The sequence below is a fragment of the Bradyrhizobium ottawaense genome, from assembly GCF_900099825.1.
In the GTDB taxonomy this organism is placed as follows: Bacteria; Pseudomonadota; Alphaproteobacteria; order Rhizobiales; family Xanthobacteraceae; genus Bradyrhizobium; species Bradyrhizobium ottawaense_A.
Map to the genome: position 1 here is coordinate 4,339,191 of NZ_LT629693.1, position 21,094 is coordinate 4,360,284.

The following is a 21,094-nucleotide window of genomic DNA, read 5'->3' on the forward strand; positions in this document are numbered from 1 at the left end:
GAACCCGCAAGTCCCGGCCTGTATCACCCTTGAAGCGCCCGCCCCGCCGGGGTGTGCGCATAGCGCCTCTGCACGGGGGCGCATTTAATCGATTGAAATCACCGTCTAAAAGACGCCCGCACCACATTGCCCAGAGGACACGCCATGCCCGCCTATCGCTCCCGAACCACGACCCACGGCCGCAACATGGCGGGCGCCCGCGGGCTCTGGCGCGCCACCGGCATGAAGAACGAGGATTTCGGCAAGCCGATCATCGCCGTGGTCAATTCGTTCACCCAGTTCGTGCCCGGCCACGTCCATCTCAAGGACCTCGGCCAGCTCGTCGCACGCGAGATCGAAACCGCCGGCGGCGTCGCCAAGGAATTCAACACCATCGCGGTCGATGACGGCATCGCCATGGGCCATGACGGCATGCTCTACAGCCTGCCGTCGCGCGAGATCATCGCCGACAGTGTCGAATACATGGTCAACGCGCATTGCGCCGACGCCATGGTGTGTATCTCCAACTGCGACAAGATCACCCCCGGCATGCTGATGGCGGCGCTGCGTCTCAACATCCCGACCGTGTTCGTCTCGGGCGGGCCGATGGAATCCGGCAAGGTCAACCTCAAGGGCAAACTCCGCGCGGTCGATCTGATCGACGCCATGGTCGCGGCGGCCGACCCCACCGTCAGCGATGCCGACGTCGAGACCATCGAGCGCTCGGCGTGTCCGACCTGCGGTTCCTGCTCCGGCATGTTCACGGCCAATTCCATGAACTGCCTCACCGAGGCGCTGGGTCTGGCTTTGCCCGGCAACGGCTCGGTGCTGGCGACCCATGCCGACCGCAGAGGTCTGTTCGTCGAGGCCGGCCACCTGATCGTCGACCTGGCGCGCCGCTATTACGAGCAGGACGATGAAACCGCGCTGCCGCGGGCCATTGCCAGTTTCAAGGCGTTCGAGAACGCCATGACGCTTGATATCGCCATGGGCGGATCGACCAACACCGTGCTGCATCTGCTGGCGGCGGCCTATGAGGGCGAAGTGCCGTTCACGATGCAGGACATCGACCGGCTGTCGCGCCGGGTGCCGGTGCTGTGCAAGGTGGCGCCGTCGGTCGCCGACGTGCATCTGGAAGACGTGCATCGCGCCGGTGGCGTGATGGCCATTCTCGGCGAACTCGATCGCGCCAAGCTGCTCAACCGCGGGCTGCCGATGGTTCACGCCAAGTCGCTGGAAGACGCGCTGGCGCGCTGGGACATCAAGCAGACCAAAAGCGAGAGCGTCCGCAAATTTTTCATGGCCGCCCCCGGCAATGTGCCCACGCAGGTCGCCTTCAGCCAGGAACGACGGTTCGAGGAACTCGACACCGACCGCGAGACCGGCTGCATCCGCGACCTCGCGCATGCCTATTCCAGGGATGGCGGCCTTGCGGTGCTGTCGGGCAATATCGCCGTCGATGGCTGCATCGTGAAGACCGCCGGCGTCGATGAGAGCATCTTGAAGTTCGAAGGGCCGGCGCGGATCTTCGAAAGCCAGGACGCCGCGGTTGAAGGCATTTTGGGCAACAAGATCAAGCCCGGCGACGTCGTCGTGGTCCGCTATGAAGGCCCGCGCGGTGGCCCCGGCATGCAGGAGATGCTGTATCCGACCAGCTACCTCAAATCGAAGGGGCTCGGAAAGGTCTGCGCGCTCGTCACCGATGGCCGCTTCTCCGGCGGCTCCTCGGGTCTCTCGATCGGGCATCTCTCGCCGGAAGCCGCCGAAGGCGGTTTGATCGGCCTCGTCGAGGACGGCGATCGCATCAGCATCGATATCCCGGCGCGTTCGATCAGCCTCGTGGTCGACGATGCCACCTTGGCGAAGCGGCGCGAGGCCATGCTGGCCCGCGGCGCGGATGCCTGGAAGCCCGCCAAGAAGCGCAGCCGCAAGATCACGATGGCGCTGAAGGCCTATGCGGCGCTGACCACGAGTGCTGCCCGCGGCGCGGTGCGGGTCGTTCCGGAATAAGCCTCCTTCAGGGCATCGTGGCCGGCGTCGAAAACGGCTGCGTGGCGTCGACGACGAACATGACCAGCGCGTTCAGCTCGCTGGTTCCGCTGCTGGAGACTTCCATGGGCATGCCGGGGCCGTGTCCGGGCATCGACTGGCCGGCGTCGACATGGCTTTCGCCGTGCGGGCTTTTCTGGCTCAACTGTCCGGTCAGCACGTAAAAAGTCTCGGATCCGGCATGGGTATGCACCGGCGTCTTGACCCCCGGCGGGCCTCCGGTGTTGTTGATGCGCAGCAAATATGCCGGCGCGGCGATCGGCGGGACCGGTCCGATCTCGGCCACCGTGCTGCCGCCTGAAGACGATCCGCCCTTGGCGCCGAGCGTAAACAGCCAGACCTTGCCTGCCACTTCGGCAGCCAATCCGGTCGGGCCCGCGGCCGCTTGCGCCTGTGCCAGGGTCGGAAAGTTTTCGATCCGCCAGAACAACGGTCCAACCGGCAGTTCGCTGATTTTTTTCTCGGCGACGGACTTGATCTCAAATTTTTGCGCCAGCGCTGCGGAAGGCGACAGCAAAAGCCCCAGCGCCGCCACGGCCGAACAGCAAAGTCCGATCAATCTGACGCGGCTGGATTCCGTCGGATGACCGTTCATGGCTAGTTCCTCCCAGACCTAGTGCGCCAACGCGACCGCCCCCGATGACTGCTCGCGCCGCACGTCGATCCGCAAGCTCATGACCACGGCCGCGCCGACCACGGCGCATCCGGCGAGCAGCAGCAGGCCGACCGTGAAGTTGCCGGTCAGATCTTTCAGGTAGCCCATCGCAAACGGACCGGCGAAGCCCGAGAGGTTGCCGAGCGAGTTGATGGCCGCGATTCCTGCTGCAGCCGAGGCTCCGGTCAGGAAGCTTGCCGGCAGCGGCCAGAACATCGGCGGCACGGCAGAGACCCCGATCTGCGCGAAACAGAGCAGCGCCATGATGGCGACGGGATTGGAAACCAGCCCGGACAATCCAATTCCGACCGCCGCCATCAGCAGTGCCACCGCGACATGGCCTTTTCGTTCCATGGTGCGGTCCGAATGCCGGCCGAGCAGCACCATGCCGATGCCGCCGAAGATAAAGGGCAATGCAGCCAGCAGTCCGGTCTGGGTATCACTCACCCCAAAGTTCTTGATGATGGTCGGCAGGAAGAACGCGACGCCGTAGCTCGCCGCATTCAGGCAGAAATACACCAGGGCGCAGAGCAGGATGCGGACATCGGTGAGCGCCTGAAACAGCGAGAGATGTTCGACACTCTCCTTGTTCCGTTTCTCGGTCGCCTGCACGTTCTCCAGCCACGTGATCTCGTCTTGCTGCAGCCAGCTCGCCTGGCGCGGAAAATCGGTGAGATAGAACAGCACGGCGAGCCCGACCAGCACCGATGGCAACGCTTCCAGAATGAACAGCCACTGCCAACCTTCCAGCCCCCAGCCGCTCAGGTTCAGCAACATGCCGGAGATTGGCGCGCCGACGATCGACGAAATCGGGATCGCCAGCATGAAGAAGCTGATGACGCGCGCGCGATAGACCGCCGGGAACCACAGCGTCAGATAGAAGATGATGCCGGGAAAGAAGCCGGCCTCGCATGCGCCGAGCAACAGGCGAAGCGTATAGAACACCGTTTCGTTCGAAGTTCCGGTGACGCTTGAGATCGATGGGATGAAGGCGAACGCGGCCGAGACGATTCCCCAGGAGATCATGATGCGCGCGATCCAGACCCGCGCGCCGACCCGCTCCAGGAAAATGTTCGAAGGCACTTCAAACAGAAAATAGGCAATGAAGAACAGCCCGGCGCCGAGGCCGAAGGCTGCCTCGCTGAAACCAAGCGCCTGGTTCATATGCAGCTTGGCGAAGCTGACATTGACGCGATCGAGATAGGCAACGAAATAGCACAGGATCAGAAACGGTATCAGCCGCCGCATCACCTTGCCGATTGCGCGCCGTTCGACGTCTTCCATGGCGAGGGCCTCCCGTTTGCACCGTTCGGTATTTTCGGGAAGGCTTGCACCGGTTTACAGCGCAACTATGGCGTGCTCCGGGGCAACGGCCTGCGGGCTTTCGCGATGCGTCTGCCGACGGGCCGTTTGATGCACTGCGGTCCGGGCCGGGTTACGCCAGCACCTTGACCCCGCCGAGCGCGGTGACCCGTCCACGCTGCAGCATCACGATCTGCGTCGCGAGCTGGCGCAGTTCCGCGGCGTCGTGGCTGACATAGACCATTGGAATACCTTCGTCGCGCAGCCGCACCAGATAGGGCAGGATCTCGACCTTGCGGCCCTCGTCGAGCGAGCCCAACGGCTCGTCCAGCAATAGCAGGCGCGGCTTCGATAACAGCGCGCGGCCGAGCGCCACGCGCTGGCGTTCGCCGCCGGATAGCTGGCCGGGGCGGCGATCCAGCAGGTGACCGATCTCGAGCAAATCGGTGATCCGCTCGTGCTGCGCCGGATCCTCGGTGAGGCGGTTCATGCGCCGGCCGTAGTCGAGATTTTGCCGGACATCGAGATGCGGAAACAGCCGTGCATCCTGAAAGACATAGCCGATCCGGCGCCGGTGCGGGGGCACATGGATGCGCGCCGAAGTGTCGTCGAGCACGTCGCCGTCGAGTGCGATAATGCCGCGGTCGGGTCGCAGCAGGCCTGCGATGATGTTGATCAGCGAGGTCTTGCCGGCGCCGGAGGCGCCGAACAGGCCGGTGACGCGGCCCTGGCTTTCGAAGCAGGCCTGAAGCGAGAATTCGCCGAGCTGCTTGGTGATATCGACACGCAGCATGGTCAATTCCCGTGCAGGCGTTGTGTGGCGCGCCGCGCGAACCACTCGGAGGCGATCAGGGCGCCCATCGCGATCACGATCGAGATGATCACCAGCCGGGCCGCCGCAGCATCGCCGTCGGGGGTCTGGATCAGCGAATAGATCGCCGACGAGATGGTCTGGGTCTCGCCCGGGATGTTGGAGACAAAGGTAATGGTGGCGCCGAACTCGCCGATCGCCTTGGCAAAGCCGAGCACCATGCCGGCCAGTACGCCGGGCAGTGCCAGCGGCAGGGTCACGGTCGCAAACACCCGCCACGGTGCGGCGCCGAGCGTGGAAGCCGCCTGTTCCAGCCGGCGATCGATCGCTTCGATCGAGAGCCGGATCGGCCGCACCAAAAGCGGGAATGACATCACGCCGCAGGCGAGCGCCGCTCCGGTCCAGCGGAACGCGAACACGATGCCGAGATGGTCCGCCAGCCACGCGCCGACGAGACCGCGGCGGCCGAAGGTGAGCAGCAGCAGATAGCCGGTCACGACCGGTGGCAGCACCAGCGGCAGATGGATCAAGGCGTCGATGACCGACTTGCCCCAAAAATCCCGCCGCGCCAGCAGCCACGCCAGGGCGATGCCGAACGGTGTCGCCACCAGCGTCGCAATGACGGCGACCCGCAGTGACAGCAGGATGGCCGTCCATTCGGCCGGCGTGATCTCGGACATCAGGTCGTCGGGCTGACCAGGAACTTGAAGCCGTATTTCTCGAGAATGGTCTTTGCCGCGGTCGAGCGCAGGAAAGCGAGATAGTCCGTGGTCTCCGGCTTCGCGGTCGTCGTCGCCGCCACCGGATAGATGATCGCCGGATGGGAATCGGCCGGGAAGGTGCCGACGATCTTGACGCCGGGCTCGACCTTGGCGTCGGTGGAATAGACAATGCCGAGCACGGCTTCGCCGCGCGCCACCAGCGTCAGTGCGGCACGGACGCTCTCGGCCATCGCGAACTTCGGCTCGGCGGCCTGCCACGCGCCCAGCTTCTCCAGCGCCGCCTTGGCGTATTTGCCTGCAGGCACCGACTTGACGTCGCCGGTCGCGATCTTGCCGTCGCCGGCAAGCTTGGCGAGATCGAAACCTTGTCCGATGTTCACATTGTTGATCCTGGAATCCTTCGGCACGATCAGCACGATGCTGTTGCCGAGCAGGTTGACCCGGCTCGGCTCATTGATGTTCTTCTTTCCGATCGCGTAGTCCATCCAGTCGGTATCGGCGGAAATGAACACGTCGGCCGGCGCCCCCTGTTCGATCTGCTTGGCGAGCGCGGAGCTTGCGGCGTAGCTCACGGTGACCTTGACGCCGGTCTTGGCGGTATAGGCCGCGTCGATGTCGTCGAGCGCGTTCTTCATCGAGGCCGCGGCAAAGACCGTGATGGTCTTGTCCTGTGCAGATGCAGGCGAATGCGCTGCTCCGAGTACGATGACAAAGGCGGCAGCAATTCCGGCGAGACGAGACATGATGGCGCTCCTGCATGTTTGCGAACAGCGCATAAGGCGCGCGCAGAACAGGCGTTGGTTGGGTCAGGGATGCGACAGACGGAAGGCGCTGTTCCGGTAATCCAGATGACTTACGGTCGATCGGGATATCGCCAGCCGGGAACATAACAGGCTGACGGACCGGGTAAAGGTGACCGTTTGTCTACCCGGCAGCCATTATTCGGTCGGAAGGATCGCGATCGAGATCGAATTGTCCTTGGTACCGCTGACCTGCAGCACCAACGGGCTCGCCGACAGCTCATATTTCATGGTCTTGCGGATGCCGTCGCAGTCCGTGGCGCCGCTGAACGCCTTGGGCTTCAGGAAGTGGCCGTCCTGCACCACGTCGACCCAGCCGCCCGAGGACAGGCTGACCGTGTAGAGGCCGGCCTTGGGCGCGGTCTTGATGCTGGCGAAGCCGGCAAAGGTTCCTTCCTTGGGCGCCCGCTCCGGCGGCGTCGGCAGCCTGGCGTCGGCGGGCGCGACCAGGGCCAGCGTCATGCCGGTGGCGGGCAAGGCCGCGAGTTCGCCGCCCGACGATAGCTTGGCGCGATCCGGCGCTGTCAGCGCCGCCCGCTCGCGCTCGATCGGCCATTTGAACTTGTCACAGCCGCTCGGTTCCTCCGCCGCCCATGCAGGGGCTGCGCCGAACAGTACCAGTGCGAGGAGAACGACTGTACGCATGTCAGTCCACCGCGATCATGACGTCGGAGGCCTTCACCACCACCGTGGCCTTGCCGCCGGCCTTGATGCCGAGTTCGTCGACGGCTTCGTTGGTGATGGACGAGGTGATGATCTGGCCGTTGCCGATATCGACGCGGACATGCGAGGTGGTCGCGCCCTTCTTGACCTCGACGACGGTACCCTTGATCTGGTTGCGTGCACTGATGCGCATGACGGTCCTCACAAGGCCAGGCGCGCGGGCATGCCGCAGCGTTGCTGCCTCATTGGTTCGATGAGATTTCGGGACCGTCGTCCCCGGTGTGACGCGCGCTTACGGCGCTGCGATATCAGATACTAGCGCATTTTCCGGCGGCGGGGATAGCCTGCCGGGCGGCTATTGCTTGGCGTCGGGTGCGGCCAGCACCGCCTTGCAGGCGGCCGGAAGCGCCGCCATCGTCATTGGCGGCTTGGGCTTGGGCGGGGTCGGCGGCGGTTTGGGATGGAGCACCGAATCCTTGAACCAGAACGCCAGATCGCCGGTGCTGCAGCCTTCGCTCTCCGACGGATCGGGCTGGCTCTCGCATTCGGCGCCGCTGCCGGGCGGGCATTTGATCCGGATGTGGAAATGATAGTCGTGGCCGTACATCGGCCGTACCTTGGAGAGCCAGTGCCGGTCGCCCTTGGCCTCGCGGCACAGCGCCTTCTTGATCGCGGCATTGACGAAGATCCGCTGCACGGTCGGCTCCAGCGCGGCGGCGCGGATCACGGCGAGATGGCCCGGCGTAAACACCTTGGTGTCGACGTCGAGCCGGTCGTTGCGCACCATCATCACCGCCGACATTTCCTCGCGCTCGTTGCGCGACAATGTCCGTTTCGGCATCGGCGTCAGCCAGATGTCGGCGTCCAGCCCGACCTGATGGCTGGCGTGGCCGGTGAACATCGGGCCGCCGCGCGGCTGCGACATGTCGCCGACCAGGATCCCGGGCCAGCCGGCCTCCTTGTGCGCCTTTTCGGAAAGCCGCTTCAGCAGCTCGACCATGTCGGGATGCGCAAAATAGCGATTGCGCGACAACCGCATCACCTGCCAGGTGTCGCCGTTGATGGGCAGCGCTGCCGCACCCGCGATGCAGCCATGCGCGTAAAAACCGAACACGCGCGTCGGCATCGCCGCCGGCAGCACCTTGCGGCCGAACAGTTCCTTGGCGGCGATCTTGGGATCGTTGGGGTTGGCGAGCGGCGGCAGCGGTTTGGCGTCGACCGTGCCCTTGTCCTGCGCCCATGCGGCAGAGGCACTGGCGGCGGCTATTGCGATCAGGAGCGGGATCAGAATCAGGCGGGGGGTCATCGGATCACTCTATCTGCCCGAACGTAGCATGAAACAAGCGAGGCGGGACAAGCGCGACAATCGCAATTGCTTGATCTCCGACAGTCATTGCGATGCCCCGGCCAAACGACATCATGCCACCGGCGCCGCTGTTTGCGCAGGTCCAGCGCAACGGCGCGCGCAGCACGCGCATCGAGATCAACTAGAGCGTTTTCGAGCGAAGTGGACGCCGGTTCGCGTAAAGAAAACGCGTCAAACAAGAGAATAGAGCCCGGTTCTGATTCAATCAGAACCGATAAGGCTCTAGGGCCGACGTCAACCAAAGTAGGGTGTCGGGGACCGCAGTCTTAACCGCCCGATAACCTTGTCGGTCATTGGCAAATATTCATGCGCAGATGAGCCGTTTCGCGCATTCATTGTGCAATCCGGCCACGCATCGCGTTCCCATCATGCGTAGCCGGCAATTTTGCGGTGTTTATCTTCACTTGCTCCGTACAACGACACACGCCTTGCGCGAACCAGCCCGTTTTGCAGGCATGCAGAGCCCGGTCCGCGAACGCGCGGATCGGCAAGAGATACCAATTTTTCAGATACTTATCGGAGAACATGCACGCAGAATGCGGTGGGGCGGAGCAATGCCGAACAAGAAGTCAAAAACAGCCAAGAAGCCGAAACAGCCGGCGCGTGCCCGCCTGTTCGGCCGGCCGGCCAAACCCGGCCCGCAACGCTCCGGCAGCCGCCGCGTTCGCGCCGAGACCGTTGAGATCGCGCGCAAACGCGTCGAGGTCGAGGCCGCGATGGCGGATGCGCGCAAGTCGGACGAGAGGTTGCGCGAGGCGATCGACATCCTGCCGCAGGGCGTCGTGTTTCTCGACGCCGAAGGCCGCTACATTCTCTGGAACAAGAAATATGCGGAGATCTACAACCGCAGCTCGGATCTGTTCGAGCGGGGCGCGCGGCTGGAAGACACCATTCGCATCGGCGTAGAGCGGGGCGATTATCCCGAAGCGGTCGGCCGCGAGGAGCAATGGATCGCCGACCGGCTCAGCAAGCTCTACCAGCCTGGCGAGCGGCATGAGCAGACGCTGGCCGATGGCCGCGTCATCCTGATCGACGAGCGGCTGACCGAGGACGGTGGCGTCATCGGCCTGCGCGTCGATATCACCGAACTGAAGCAGCGCGAGGCTTCGTTCCGGCTGCTGTTCGACAGCAACCCGGTTCCGATGATCGTATGCGCCCTCGACGGCGAACGGATTCTCGGCATCAACGACGCCGCGATCGAGCATTATGGCTACAGCCGCGGCGAGTTCGAAAAGCTGACGATCCGCAATCTGCAGGCCTTCGATCCCGAACTGCCATGGAGCGGCGACCGTTCCAGCGACGAGCAGAACGCCCGAACCTGGAAGCATGTCAGGGCCGACGGCGCATTGATCGACCTGGCGATCTATTCGCGCCAGCTCGTCTACGGCGACAGACCGGCCGTCCTGCTGGCGCTGATGGACATCACCGAGCGCAAGCGCGCCGAGGCGCGGCTGGCCTTCATGGCCCAGCATGACGGATTGACCGGCCTGCCGAACCGCACCCTGCTGCGGCAGCAGATGGACGACATCCTGCTGCACACGCGGCGCAGCGCCGAGAAAGTCGCGGTGCTGGTGCTCGGCCTCGACAATTTCAAGGCGGTCAACGATACGCTCGGCCACGGCGTCGGCGACAAACTGCTGCGTGGCGTCGCCAAACGATTGAAGTCGACGCTGCGCGAGGAAGATACGGTGGCCCGGCTCAACTCCGACGAATTCGCGATCGTCCAGAGCGGTGTGACACGTCCCGAGGACGCGGTGCTGCTCGCGAAGCGGCTGCTGGAGGCGATCGGCGACCCCTATCTGCTGGACGGCCATTCCGTCGTGATCGGCGCCAGCATCGGCATTGCGGTGTCGCCCGGCGACGGTGACGAGTCCGACAAGCTGCTGAAAAACGCCGACATGGCCTTGTCGCGCGCCAAGAACGATTCGCGCGGCACGTTCAGCTTCTTCGAAGCCGAGATGGACGCCCGCGCCCAGACCCGGCGCAAGATCGAGACCGACCTGCGCGAAGCGATCCACAACGATGTGCTGCGGCCGTACTACCAGCCGCTGATCGATCTTTCGACCGGACGCATCACCGGCTGCGAGGCGCTGGTGCGCTGGCGGCATGCCGAGCGCGGCATGATTTCGCCCGGCGAGTTCATTCCGGTGGCCGAAGAGACCGGCCTGATCAACGCGGTCGGCGGCCTGATGCTGCGCCGCGCCTGCATGGATGCGGCACAATGGCCTGACGACGTCCGCGTCGCGGTCAACCTGTCGCCGCTGCAGTTCCGCGTCGGCAATCTGTTGTCGGTGGTGATGGATACGCTGAAGCAATCCGGCCTGCCGCCAACGCGGCTGGAACTGGAGATCACCGAAACGCTGCTGCTGGAAAAGAGCGATCAGGTGCTGGCGACGCTGCACGCGTTGCGCTCGCTCGGCGTCCGCATTTCGATGGACGATTTCGGCACCGGCTATTCCAGCCTGAGCTATCTGCGCAGCTTTCCGTTCGACAAGATCAAGATCGACCAGTCGTTCGTCCGCGATCTCGCCGCCAATCCGGATGCCCAGGCGATCGTTCGCTCGATCATCAGTCTCGGCAAGGGCCTCGGGGTCACGATCACGGCCGAAGGCGTCGAGACCGAAGCCGAACTGAGCTGCCTGCGCAACGAAGGCTGCCACGAGGGGCAGGGTTTTCTGTTCAGCCGCGCACGGCCCAATGTCGAGATCGTCAGCCTGTTGCAGGCGCAGCGCGGCGAGAGGCCGGCGGCGGGTGCGGCGCTGGTGGCGTGAGGTAGACTGTCATTCCGGGGCGATGCGAAGCATCGAACCCGGAATCTCGAGATTCCGGGTTCGCATCTTCGATGCGCCCCGGAATGACATTTCATTATCGCTTCCGCTTCCCCAAATGATACGTCAGCGCCAGCGCTACGCAGTGGCGCAATTCGGCTTCGGGAAGCCTGTCCCCGGCATCGAGCAGGATGGCGCGGTTGCCGCTGTACCTCAGTTCCGGATAGAGCTCGCGAAAGGTCTCGACCAGATTGGTCTGGCAATGGAAATAGACCGCGACCTGGCCGGCCTCGGCCTTCACCTGGTCGATCCGGATCGTGCTGCCGCTCCTGCTTTCGGGCGTGAGATAGCTCGGCTGCCCCCATTTCAGGATTTCTTCCAGCGCGCCCACGCCCTCGGTCGCCTTCGCCGTGGCGAGGATCAGCCGCCGCAGCGCCAGCAATCTTGCTTTGACCGGCCTCGGATAGGCGTCGAACACCCCGTCCACCGCGGGATCTGAATGTCCGGTGCGCCTGGTAGCGACGGCCTTTTTCCTGGTCGACGTTTTCATCCCAGCCCGTCCGCGCATTTCCTTACGGCGGAAAGTCTAGGATATTCGACGCACAATCGGAAGCGGGCCGCGACCGTGACCTAGGCGGCGTCGCGCAGGCCGGCGAGGAAGGTATCGACGCTTTCGTGCAGCGCATCGGCCTGACGGCCGAGCTGGCCAGTGGCGGCCAGCACGTTGTCGGCGAGCGCGCGCGAGCGGTCGGCGGACTGGCTTGCGCCGGTCACGTTGACCGAGACCTCGCTGGTGCCGGTGGCCGCCTGCTGGACGCTGCGCGCAATCTCCCGGGTCGCCGAATCCTGCTGCTCGACGGCGGCGGCGATCGTGGTGGCGATGCCGCTGATCTCGCGGATGGTGTCGCTGATGCCGCCGATCGCGGTTACACACTCGCCGGTCGCGGACTGGATGGCGGCGACCTGCGCGGCGATTTCCTCGGTCGCCTTCGCGGTCTGGCTGGCAAGCTCCTTGACCTCGGAGGCGACGACGGCAAAGCCCCTGCCGGCATCGCCGGCGCGTGCGGCCTCGATGGTGGCGTTGAGCGCCAACAGGTTGGTCTGGCTCGCGATCGCGCCGATCAGGCGCAGTACGTCGCCGATCTTTTCGGCAGCGGTAGCGAGGCTGCCGACCATTTCGGTGGTCTTCCCGGCCTTGACCACGGCGTTGTCGGCGACCTGGCTTGAATGGGTGACCTGGCGGCCGATCTCGGTGACGGAGGAGGCCAGTTCCTCGGTGGCGGCAGCAACCGTGCTGACGCTGGCGGAGGCCTCTTCGGACGCCGCCGCCGCGGCGGCGGCCTGTTCCGACGTGCCGTTGACGCTGGCGGTGATTTCGCCGGCCACGCGCTGCATGTCCGACGTCGCTTTGGCGACGGTCGCGACGACGCTCTTGACGTCGGCCTCGAAGCGATCGGCCATCTGCCGCTGCAGGGTTCTCTTTTCGAGTTCGGTCTGCTGCTTGGAGGCTTCCTGCGCCTCGCGCATGCCGCGCGCCTCGATCATGCTGCGGCGGAACACGTCGACCGCAGCCGCCATGGTGCCGAGTTCGTCGCGGCGTTCGCTGCCGGGGATCGTGACGTCGATTTCACCGCTCGAGAGCCGGTTCATGACGGCGGTGATGGCGGCGAGCGGCCGTGACAGGCCGCGGCCGAGCAGGAACGCGAGCACGATGGCAACCGCCAGGATGGCAACGGTGCCGAGAATCAGGTTGCGTTGTGACGTCGCGGCCGCGGCGTCGTACTCGGTCGTATCCTTGATGATCTCGATGACGGCGACCGGGTGACCGGCATAATCCCTGATCTGCCCGAGAAAGACGGCGGCGGGATGACCGTCGAGCGTCGCATCGCGGCGCAACGCTCCGCCATCCATCACGCCCTTGAGTTCGTCCTGGGTGGCAATCGCGGTCTCGCCAAAAGTCGAGGACAGCTTTTTGAACACTTTGCCGTCGAACGAATGCACCGCAAGGTCGATGCCGAAGCGCCTTTTGGCGCGATCGACGAACTCCTTGCCGAAGGCTGCTCCGACATCGACGTTCGCCAGACTTTTGCCGTCGCGAATGATGGGAGTCATGCCGAAAATGCCGAGCGCTTCTCTCCCGGGCTCGACGCCGACGATCGGCTTGCCTGTCTTGATCGCCTCGACAACCGTGCTCCGGCGGCCGGATACATCGTCGCCGAAAATCTTGGGTTCGTGAACACGATAAAACGAAGTCGCGGGAGGCACCTGGAAGGTGATCAGCGGGATGCCTTGCGCCTTCAATGCCTTGTTGGCATCGCCGAGCAGTGCCGCCAGTTCGTCGCGATTACCCCTGATGATGGCTTCGCTGACCGGCGGCAGGGCTGCGACCACCGAACTCACCGCCAGCGCGGCACGCCCCTCATAGTCGACGGCGGCTATCACACTGTCATATTGCAGCTTGAGTTGCTGATCGAGTGCGAGCCGCGTCAAGGCGCGCTGCTGCAGGATCGAAAAGGTTCCGAGGATTCCGCAGGCGAGGGCGACGGTCAGCGAAATGGCGAGGATCAGGCGGGCCGCGATCGATCGAATTTTGAACATGAAAGGACGGAAGCTCCACGAGGCGGGATTCCGTCACGGTATTTCATAAACTGTTTAACAATCGGACTAGACCGTCGTTACGTAAAATTACGGGACAGGCCCGGCCGCCCCTCAGCGCGCCGTCGGCGGGGTGCCGAGGCTGGCGGAAAGGATCGCCTTGCCGGCATCCTCGTAATGGGTGTCGCGCGCCTGGATCTGCTGGGCGATGGCGTGCATGTCGCGAAAACGCCGCTCGAACTTGTTGGCGGCGAACACGGCGGTGGCGCCGGCCATATGATAGGCGGTGTCGACCACGGCCGCCGATTGATGAATGGTCCAGGTCGCGGCGATGCGAAGCGCGATACGGTGCTGTTCGGTGAGCGGGTCGCCGCGCGCCAGATCGCGCCAGACTTCGCCGGCGGTGGTGTAGAGATAGGCGCGCGCGGCGCGCAGGGTCGCCTCGGTCCGCCCGATCAGGCCCTGCACCGCATTGTTGTCGCGCATCGCCTTGAGGCCTTGCGGTGTCTTGCCGCGGGCGAGATCGGTGGCGGCGTCCAGCGTGGCGCGGGCGACGCCGAGCGAGGTCGCGCCAAAACCCATGCTGAACACCATGTTGGTGGTGAGCTTGTACAGCGGGCCGTTTTCCCGCAGCGCCGTGGGGTCGTCGCGCAGCGCGGCGAATTTTTCCGGGATGAACAGATTCTCGACCGAATAGGAATCGGTGCCGGTTCCCCTGAGGCCGATGACGTCCCAGACGTCGTACATCGTGGCGCTGGCCATCGGGAACAGGATGGTGCGGATCTCTGGCGAACCGTCTTTCTTGCGCCGCTGAGTGCCGTCGGCTTCGACGACCCGGACATGGGCGCCCAACCAGCTCGCCTGCCGCGAGCCGGAGGCAAAATCCCAGCGCGCGCTGGCCCTGTAGCCGCCGGGAACCGCCTGCACTTCATGCGCGACCGCGCCCCAGGCGAGGATGCCGGGCGTGGTGTTGAAAATCTCGCTCGCGGCATCGGGATCGAGATAGGCCGCCGTCATGGCGCAGACGCTGCATTGGCCGAGGCACCATGCGGTCGAGGCGTCGGCCTTGGCGATTTCTTCCTGCATCTGCATGAAGGTTTCGAGCGGCGCCTCACTGCCGCCGAGGCTTTGCGGCAGCAGCGAGCGATAAAGTCCGTTCTCGACAAGGGCCGAGGTCACGGCCGGCGTCAGCCGCCGCGTTCGCTCGATCTCGTCGGCGTCGCCTGCGATCAATGGCTGCAGCGCTCGCGCGCATCCGACCAGATCGATGCCGGGCTGTCTGTTCATGCGCTTCCTCGCAGTCTTTTATTTTTGGCGCAGGCGTGATGGTGACCTATCCGCCGCGCGCGATCAAGCCGGGGAGGGCGTCTGTCCTATCAGCATCACGCCATCGCGCGGCCGAGATCGAGCGAGGGCAGTGGCGGCCGCTTCGCCGAGGGAAAGCTCAGCGCCACCGCGACTGCGGCCATTCCGATGCCGAAGGAGCCGACATAGAGCCAGCCATAGCTCTGGAAGGTGTCGAACACCCATCCGCCGGCCAGCGGTCCGAGCGCCATGCCGAGGCTGGCAAACGCCGACACGGCGCCGAATACGGACCCCATGATGCGGGCGCCGAAATATTCGCGCACCAGCACCGCATAGAGCGGCATCACGCCGCCATAGGCGATGCCGAACACCACCGACAGCGCATAGAACTCGCCGAGCTGGCCGACCGCGAGATAGGTCGCGACCGAAAGCGCCTGCAGGAACAGGCCGCCGACCAGCACCGGCTTGGCGCCGAGACGGTCGGCCATCGCGCCGAGCAGCAGGCGACCGCCGAGGCCGGAGAACCCGGCGAGGCTATAGACCGTGACCGCGGTCAACGGCGCGATGCCGCAGATCATGGCGTAGCTCACCATGTGGAAGATCGGCCCGGAATGCGCCGCGCAGCAGGCGAAATGGGCCAGCGCCAGCGTGATGAATTGCGGCGTCCGCAACGCCTGCGCCACGGTCCATTGCGTTTGCGGCGCGCCTGCCCCGCCTGCCGTGGCGGGTGCTGCGGCCGGCGGCGCCGGGCGCACCAGCAGGGCTGCCGGAATCAACAGCGCCCATGCCGCGATGCCGATCACCAGCATTGCCGTGCGCCAGTCATAGGCCGTGATCAGGTAGCTGGCGGAAGGCGCCACCGTCAGCGGCGCTACGCCCATGCCGGCGGACACCAGTGCGACCGCGAGGCTGCGGTGCTGCTCGATCCAGGCGCTCGCCACCGCGACCATCGGCGCGTAGAAGCTGCCGGCCGCGATCCCGATCAGCACGCCGAACGAAAGCTGGAATTGCCAAAGTGTAGTGGCCTGGCTGGCCGCGACCAGGCCAGTGCCGAGCAGCAGGCTGCCGGCGAGCACGACGATGCGGGTGCCGAACCGGTCGGACAGCGCGCCCCAGAAAAACGCCGCCAGCCCCATGCAGAGGAAATCGATCGTCGCCGCCGCTGAGACGCCGCTGCGCGACCAGCCCATCGCGTTCGATATCGGCTGCAGGAACACCGCCAGCGACAGCATCGCGCCAAAGCCGACGCAGGTCATCATGGCGCCGGCGCCGACCACGACCCAGCCGTAGTTGAATTCCCGGTTGATTTCTTGGGATTTGCTCATGCGCTTCCCCCGCTGTTTTTGTGTTTTTAAACTGAGCGGGGCGATGGTGGCCTATTCACGGCCGTGGGGCAAGGCAGAGGGAGTGGCGGACAGCCTCAGCTATCCACCTTCAGGGCAGCAATGAACGCTTCCTGCGGGATGTCGACCTTGCCGAACTGCCGCATCTTCTTCTTGCCTTCCTTCTGCTTCTCCAGAAGTTTTCGTTTACGTGTGATGTCGCCGCCGTAGCACTTCGCGGTGACATCCTTGCGCAGCGCGCGGACGGTTTCGCGGGCGATCACCTTGCCGCCGATCGCGGCCTGGATCGGGATCACGAACATGTGCGGCGGGATCAGTTCCTTCATCCGCTCGACCATGGCGCGGCCGCGGCCTTCGGCGCGGGTCCGATGCACCAGCATCGACAGCGCATCGACCGGCTCGAGGTTGACCAGGATCTGCATCTTCACCAGGTCCGCCGGCTTGTAGTCGGTCAGGTGATAGTCGAACGAGGCATAGCCCTTCGAGACCGACTTCAGCCGGTCGTAGAAATCGAACACCACTTCGTTGAGCGGCAGGTCGTACTTCACCATCGCGCGGGAGCCGACGTAAGTCAGCTCCTTCTGCGAACCGCGGCGGTCCTGGCACAGCTTCAGCACGCTGCCGAGATATTCGTCGGGGGTGAGGATCGTGGCTTCGATCCACGGTTCCTGGATTTCGGCGATCTTGACCACGTCGGGCATGTCGACGGGATTGTGGATCTCGATCTCCTGGCCGTCGGTCAGATGCATCTTGTAGATCACGCTCGGCGCGGTCGCGATCAGGTTGAGGTCGAACTCGCGGCTCAGCCGCTCCTGGATGATCTCCAGATGCAGCAGGCCGAGGAAGCCGCAGCGGAAGCCGAAGCCGAGCGCGGCGGAGGTTTCCATCTCGAACGTGAAGCTGGCGTCGTTGAGCCGCAACTTGCCCATCGCCGCGCGCAGCGTCTCGAAGTCGTCGGCGTCGACCGGGAACAGGCCGCAGAACACCACCGGGATCGCCGGCTTGAAGCCCGGCAGCATCTCGGTGATCGGTTTGCGGTCGTCGGTGATGGTGTCGCCCACCCTGGTATCGGCGACTTCCTTGATCGCCGCAGTGATGAAGCCGATCTCGCCGGGGCCGAGTTCGTCGACCTGCGTCATCTTCGGCGTGAAGAAGCCGACGCGCTCGACGTCGTAGGCGGCGTTGGTGCCCATCATGCGGATGCGGCTGTTCTTCTTCATCACGCCGTCGACCACACGAACGAGCACGACGACGCCGAGATAGACGTCGTACCAGCTATCTACCAGCAGCGCCTTCAGCGTCGCCTCGCGGTCGCCTTTCGGCGGCGGCAGGCGGGTGACAATGGCTTCCAGCACGTCGGGAACGCCGAGGCCGGTCTTGGCCGAGATCATCACGGCGTCGGAGGCGTCGATGCCGATCACGTCCTCGATCTGCTTCCTGACCTGTTCGGGCTCGGCTGCCGGGAGATCGACCTTGTTGAGGATCGGCACGATCTCATGACCGGCGTCGAGCGCGTGATAGACGTTGGCGAGCGTCTGCGCTTCGACGCCCTGGCTGGCGTCGACCACCAGCAGCGATCCCTCGCACGCCGCCAGCGAGCGCGAGACTTCGTAGGCGAAGTCGACATGGCCGGGCGTGTCCATCAGATTGAAGATATAATCCTGGCCGTCCTTGGCGTGATAGCTGAGCCGGACGGTCTGCGCCTTGATGGTGATACCGCGCTCGCGCTCGATATCCATGGAATCGAGCACTTGTTCCTTACCCGCCATTTCGCGATCGGTCAGCCCGCCCGTCATCTGGATCAGGCGGTCGGCCAGCGTCGATTTGCCATGGTCGATATGGGCGACGATGGAGAAGTTGCGGATGTTGGAAATGGGGACGGTTGTCATGGGCGCGGGATAGCATTCACATCCCCGTGCGGCAACCATATTGCTGTATTTTAAGGGGCTTTCTTCGCGCCTGGCTGATTCCATAGCAACGAAAAACGCGCTACGCACGCAGGCATGTCGACTGCATCCATTTTGCCCGCGAACGCCCGCGGCAGGCGCTTTCCCTCCCTCCGGCGGCTGGGGGCATGGCTGGCCTCGCGCGCCGGCGACCCCAAGGCCAGTCTTTGGCTGGTGATCGGCTTTGCCACGGTCCATGCCGTGCTGTGGACCCTGATTCTGGTCAACCTGAAGACCGGCCAGGACGTCCATATGGACGTCGCCGAAGCCTACGCCTGGGGCCAGAAGTTCCTGCTGGGCTATGGCAAGCATCCACCGCTGTCGGGCTGGGTCGCCGGCGTCTGGTTCATGATCTTTCCGGTCAAGGACTGGGCGACCTACGCACTGGCGATGACGACGCTGGGTTGCGGGCTCGTGATCTGCTGGCTGCTGGCGCTGCGCGTGGTCGATCGCCGCCGCGCCTTCCTGGTCGTGGTGATGCTCGCGCTTTATCCGATCTTCAATTTCAAGGGCTTCAAATACAATCCGGATATCCTGCAGCTCGTGACGCTGCCGCTGTTGATGCTGGCCTATCTGGACGCGTTTGAAAAACGCAGCGTGAAATCCGGTATCTGGCTCGGGCTTGCCGGCGCGCTGGCGCTGATGACCAAATACTGGGTGCTGACCATGATCGGCGCCATCGGCCTTGCGGCATTGATCCATCCCGCTCGGCTGCAGTTCCTGCGTTCGCCGGCGCCGTGGGTCGCGATCGCGACGCTTGCGGTGGCGATGTTCCCGCACTTCCTGTGGCTGAAGCAGGTGAATTTCATCGCGCTGACCTATGCCGGCGACAGCTACACCATCACCGACCGCGCCCAGATCCACGATCTCGCGCTCGGCTATATCGGCCATAACCTTGCGCTGGTGGCGGTGCCGGCGGTGCTGGCGGCGATGGCGCTGGCGTGGCCGCCACGGCGCTGGAGGCTTTTTCCGTTCTGGTCGCGCGGCCCAAATTCCGGTGTCAACGTTTCGCAGGCGCTCAACGTCTGGATCGTCCAGGCCATCGTCGCAATCGGGCCGCCGCTCGGCGCGGTGATATTCCATATCTACATCAAGACCGACTGGGGCATCCCGCTGTTCTTCCTGGTGCCGCTGGCGCTGGTCGCGATACCTGCGGTGCGGGTGCGGCAGATCGCGCTGTCGAACCTCGCGGCGACCTGGCTGGTGATTTCGCTGGTCGTGCTCGTGGCCTCGCCAAAGATCGTCGCCTATGAACTGGATCAGAAGCGCAATGAAGGCGCGACATATCGCGCGCGTTCCGAACTGGCGCGCGAACTGACCGACGTGTGGCAAACCCGGTTTCATTCGCGCTGGCCGGTGGTCGCGGCCTATACCGATACCGGCGAGCCCATCACCTTCTACAGCCCCGATCATCCGGCGCCGCTGACGCCGGACGAGCCGTGGTCGTCCGGCCTGACTTCGCTCGAGGAAGCCAAGCGTTCCGGCTTCATCGGCGTTTGCGAAACCGGCGACTGGAAGCTGGAAAAATGTGAGGCCTGGATGAAGCTCCATGCCGCCAATGGCGAGCGCATGGGGGTCACCACCCGCCGGTTTACGCTCGGTATCGCCAGTGCGGCGACGGCGTGGAACGTCGTCGTTGTTCCGCCGGCCAAATAGCGGTCATCGGGAATTTTCAATACAGGCAAGATGTCGCCGGCGCTGGCCGCGCGCGAAAGCCGCGGGCACCACCGTCGACGACCTCACCTCGCGGATGTTCACCGAGCGCCGGCCGGCCTCGCTGTTGCAGCGTTGTGCCACACCGGAAGAGGTCGTCAATCTGATCTGTTACGTCTGCTCGAAAGCCTCCAGCGCCACCAACGGCGCCGCGCGCCGCGCCTACGGCGGCATCGTCACCAATCCGTTTTGAAAGTGTCAGACCTCATCCTGAGGAGCCGCGCAGCGGCGTCTCGAAGGATGAATGGGGCCTCATGGTTCGAGACGGCGCAAAGCGCCTCCTCACCATGAGGGTTTCTCACGTACCTTCTTCGTTGAACTTGTCGGCGATCAGCGCGGTGAGCGCATCGACCGCGGCCTGGGCTTCGGGGCCGATGGCGGCGACCGTCACCGTGGTGCCGGGGCCCGCCGCCAGCATCATCAATCCCATGATCGAGGTGCCGCCGACGGTCTCGTTGCCGCGCGTCACGAACACCTCGGCATTGAAGCGTTCGACCATCTGAACGAATTTGGCCGAAGCGCGGGCGTGCAGGCCGCGTTTGTTGATGATCAGAAGTTCGCGCGAGACGGCGCCTTCAGGCACGCTCAGCCCGATTTCCTTTTCGGGCTCGACCTCGTCGCTCATTTGCCGGCGAGCACGCGGCTGGCGATGGTGACGTATTTGCGGCCGGCTTCCTGGGCCATGGCGATCGCGTCGGGAAGCGAACGCTCCTCGCGCACCTTGGCGAGCTTGACCAGCATGGGAAGATTGATGCCTGCGAGCACTTCCACCTTCGGGCGGCTCATGCAGGAAATCGCGAGGTTGGAGGGCGTGCCCCCGAACATGTCGGTGAGGATAGCTACGCCGTCACCACTGTCGACGCGGTTCACCGCCTCGATGATGTCACTTCGACACAAATCGGAGTCGTCCTCGGCTCCAATCGTGATGGCTTCAATTTGTTTTTGTGGACCCATGACATGTTCGAGCGCCGCCCTGAACTCGTCGGCAAGGCGCCCATGGGTCACAAGCACTAGACCAATCATCGGAAACTCCTCGTGGGCGCTTTTTGGTGCACCGCACGAACGCGCCACTTTGAC

19 protein-coding genes are annotated in these 21,094 nt (G+C 64.5%); 4 read left to right on the plus strand and 15 right to left on the minus strand.

All coding sequences use genetic code 11. From position 1 onward, the window contains the following. Positions 1-144: 144 nt before the first annotated feature. Positions 145-1,989 (plus strand): dihydroxy-acid dehydratase, encoded by a 1,845-nt coding sequence (gene ilvD / locus BLR13_RS20300; RefSeq protein ID WP_074820205.1) that lies wholly within the window; start codon positions 145-147, stop codon positions 1,987-1,989. A gap of 7 nt (positions 1,990-1,996) precedes the next feature. On the opposite strand, the gene BLR13_RS20305 is transcribed toward ilvD, so the two are convergent. The 8 genes from BLR13_RS20305 to mepA form a co-directional block, all read right to left on the minus strand. Further along, positions 1,997-2,623 carry a hypothetical protein gene (locus BLR13_RS20305; RefSeq protein ID WP_074820203.1) on the minus strand — a complete coding sequence of 209 codons (627 nt, stop codon included), beginning with the start codon at positions 2,621-2,623 and terminating at the stop codon, positions 1,997-1,999. 18 nt (positions 2,624-2,641) lie between these two features. After that, a complete protein-coding gene (locus BLR13_RS20310) occupies positions 2,642-3,967 on the minus strand; it encodes an MFS transporter (protein ID WP_074820201.1) in 1,326 nt (441 codons plus the stop codon). Positions 3,968-4,118: 151 nt separating this feature from the next. Then, the gene (modC, locus tag BLR13_RS20315) at positions 4,119-4,778 is read right to left on the minus strand and encodes a molybdenum ABC transporter ATP-binding protein (protein ID WP_074820199.1); all 660 of its coding nucleotides are present in this window, start codon (positions 4,776-4,778) and stop codon (positions 4,119-4,121) included. 2 nt (positions 4,779-4,780) lie between these two features. Continuing rightward, complete coding sequence (modB, locus tag BLR13_RS20320) at positions 4,781-5,476, minus strand: molybdate ABC transporter permease subunit (protein ID WP_074820197.1); 696 nt, start codon at positions 5,474-5,476, stop codon at positions 4,781-4,783. Next, positions 5,476-6,261 (minus strand): molybdate ABC transporter substrate-binding protein, encoded by a 786-nt coding sequence (gene modA / locus BLR13_RS20325; RefSeq protein ID WP_074820195.1) that lies wholly within the window; start codon positions 6,259-6,261, stop codon positions 5,476-5,478. The genes modB and modA overlap by 1 nt, the downstream gene beginning before the upstream one ends. Positions 6,262-6,456: 195 nt before the next feature. After that, the gene (locus BLR13_RS20330) at positions 6,457-6,963 is read right to left on the minus strand and encodes a hypothetical protein (RefSeq protein WP_074820192.1); all 507 of its coding nucleotides are present in this window, start codon (positions 6,961-6,963) and stop codon (positions 6,457-6,459) included. 1 nt (position 6,964) lies between these two features. After that, complete coding sequence (locus tag BLR13_RS20335; RefSeq protein WP_074820190.1) at positions 6,965-7,174, minus strand: TOBE domain-containing protein; 210 nt, start codon at positions 7,172-7,174, stop codon at positions 6,965-6,967. Between the two features lie 162 nt (positions 7,175-7,336). Next, a complete protein-coding gene (mepA, locus tag BLR13_RS20340) occupies positions 7,337-8,287 on the minus strand; it encodes a penicillin-insensitive murein endopeptidase (protein ID WP_074820188.1) in 951 nt (316 codons plus the stop codon). A gap of 614 nt (positions 8,288-8,901) precedes the next feature. Here mepA and BLR13_RS20345 point away from each other — a divergent pair. Continuing rightward, the gene (locus BLR13_RS20345) at positions 8,902-11,118 is read left to right on the plus strand and encodes a putative bifunctional diguanylate cyclase/phosphodiesterase (protein WP_079586114.1); all 2,217 of its coding nucleotides are present in this window, start codon (positions 8,902-8,904) and stop codon (positions 11,116-11,118) included. Between the two features lie 94 nt (positions 11,119-11,212). On the opposite strand, the gene BLR13_RS20350 is transcribed toward BLR13_RS20345, so the two are convergent. The 5 genes from BLR13_RS20350 to lepA form a co-directional block, all read right to left on the minus strand. Further along, complete coding sequence (locus BLR13_RS20350; RefSeq protein ID WP_074820185.1) at positions 11,213-11,665, minus strand: DUF1801 domain-containing protein; 453 nt, start codon at positions 11,663-11,665, stop codon at positions 11,213-11,215. 80 nt (positions 11,666-11,745) lie between these two features. Continuing rightward, on the minus strand, positions 11,746-13,713 hold the full coding sequence (locus BLR13_RS20355) for a methyl-accepting chemotaxis protein (RefSeq protein WP_074820183.1): 1,968 nt from the start codon (positions 13,711-13,713) through the stop codon (positions 11,746-11,748). Between the two features lie 111 nt (positions 13,714-13,824). Beyond that, a complete protein-coding gene (locus BLR13_RS20360; protein ID WP_074820181.1) occupies positions 13,825-14,997 on the minus strand; it encodes an acyl-CoA dehydrogenase family protein in 1,173 nt (390 codons plus the stop codon). Positions 14,998-15,092: 95 nt separating this feature from the next. After that, positions 15,093-16,340 (minus strand): MFS transporter, encoded by a 1,248-nt coding sequence (locus BLR13_RS20365; RefSeq protein WP_074820179.1) that lies wholly within the window; start codon positions 16,338-16,340, stop codon positions 15,093-15,095. Positions 16,341-16,435: 95 nt separating this feature from the next. Beyond that, entirely contained in the window at positions 16,436-18,247 is a 1,812-nt protein-coding gene (gene lepA / locus BLR13_RS20370) for a translation elongation factor 4 (protein ID WP_074820177.1), read from the minus strand. Positions 18,248-18,361: 114 nt separating this feature from the next. On the opposite strand from lepA, the gene BLR13_RS20375 reads away from it, so the two are divergent. Both BLR13_RS20375 and BLR13_RS41370 read left to right on the plus strand, forming a co-directional pair. Then, positions 18,362-19,960: a glycosyltransferase family 39 protein gene (locus BLR13_RS20375; RefSeq protein ID WP_074820176.1), complete on the plus strand. Its 1,599-nt coding sequence runs from the start codon at positions 18,362-18,364 to the stop codon at positions 19,958-19,960. After that, positions 19,941-20,210 carry a hypothetical protein gene (locus tag BLR13_RS41370; protein ID WP_079586111.1) on the plus strand — a complete coding sequence of 90 codons (270 nt, stop codon included), beginning with the start codon at positions 19,941-19,943 and terminating at the stop codon, positions 20,208-20,210. The genes BLR13_RS20375 and BLR13_RS41370 overlap by 20 nt, the downstream gene beginning before the upstream one ends. A gap of 105 nt (positions 20,211-20,315) precedes the next feature. Here BLR13_RS41370 and BLR13_RS20385 read toward each other — a convergent pair whose 3' ends face one another. Then, on the minus strand, positions 20,316-20,642 hold the full coding sequence (locus tag BLR13_RS20385) for an HPr family phosphocarrier protein (RefSeq protein ID WP_074820174.1): 327 nt from the start codon (positions 20,640-20,642) through the stop codon (positions 20,316-20,318). Beyond that, positions 20,639-21,040: a PTS sugar transporter subunit IIA gene (locus BLR13_RS20390; protein WP_021076632.1), complete on the minus strand. Its 402-nt coding sequence runs from the start codon at positions 21,038-21,040 to the stop codon at positions 20,639-20,641. The genes BLR13_RS20385 and BLR13_RS20390 overlap by 4 nt, the downstream gene beginning before the upstream one ends. Positions 21,041-21,094 lie beyond the last annotated feature (54 nt).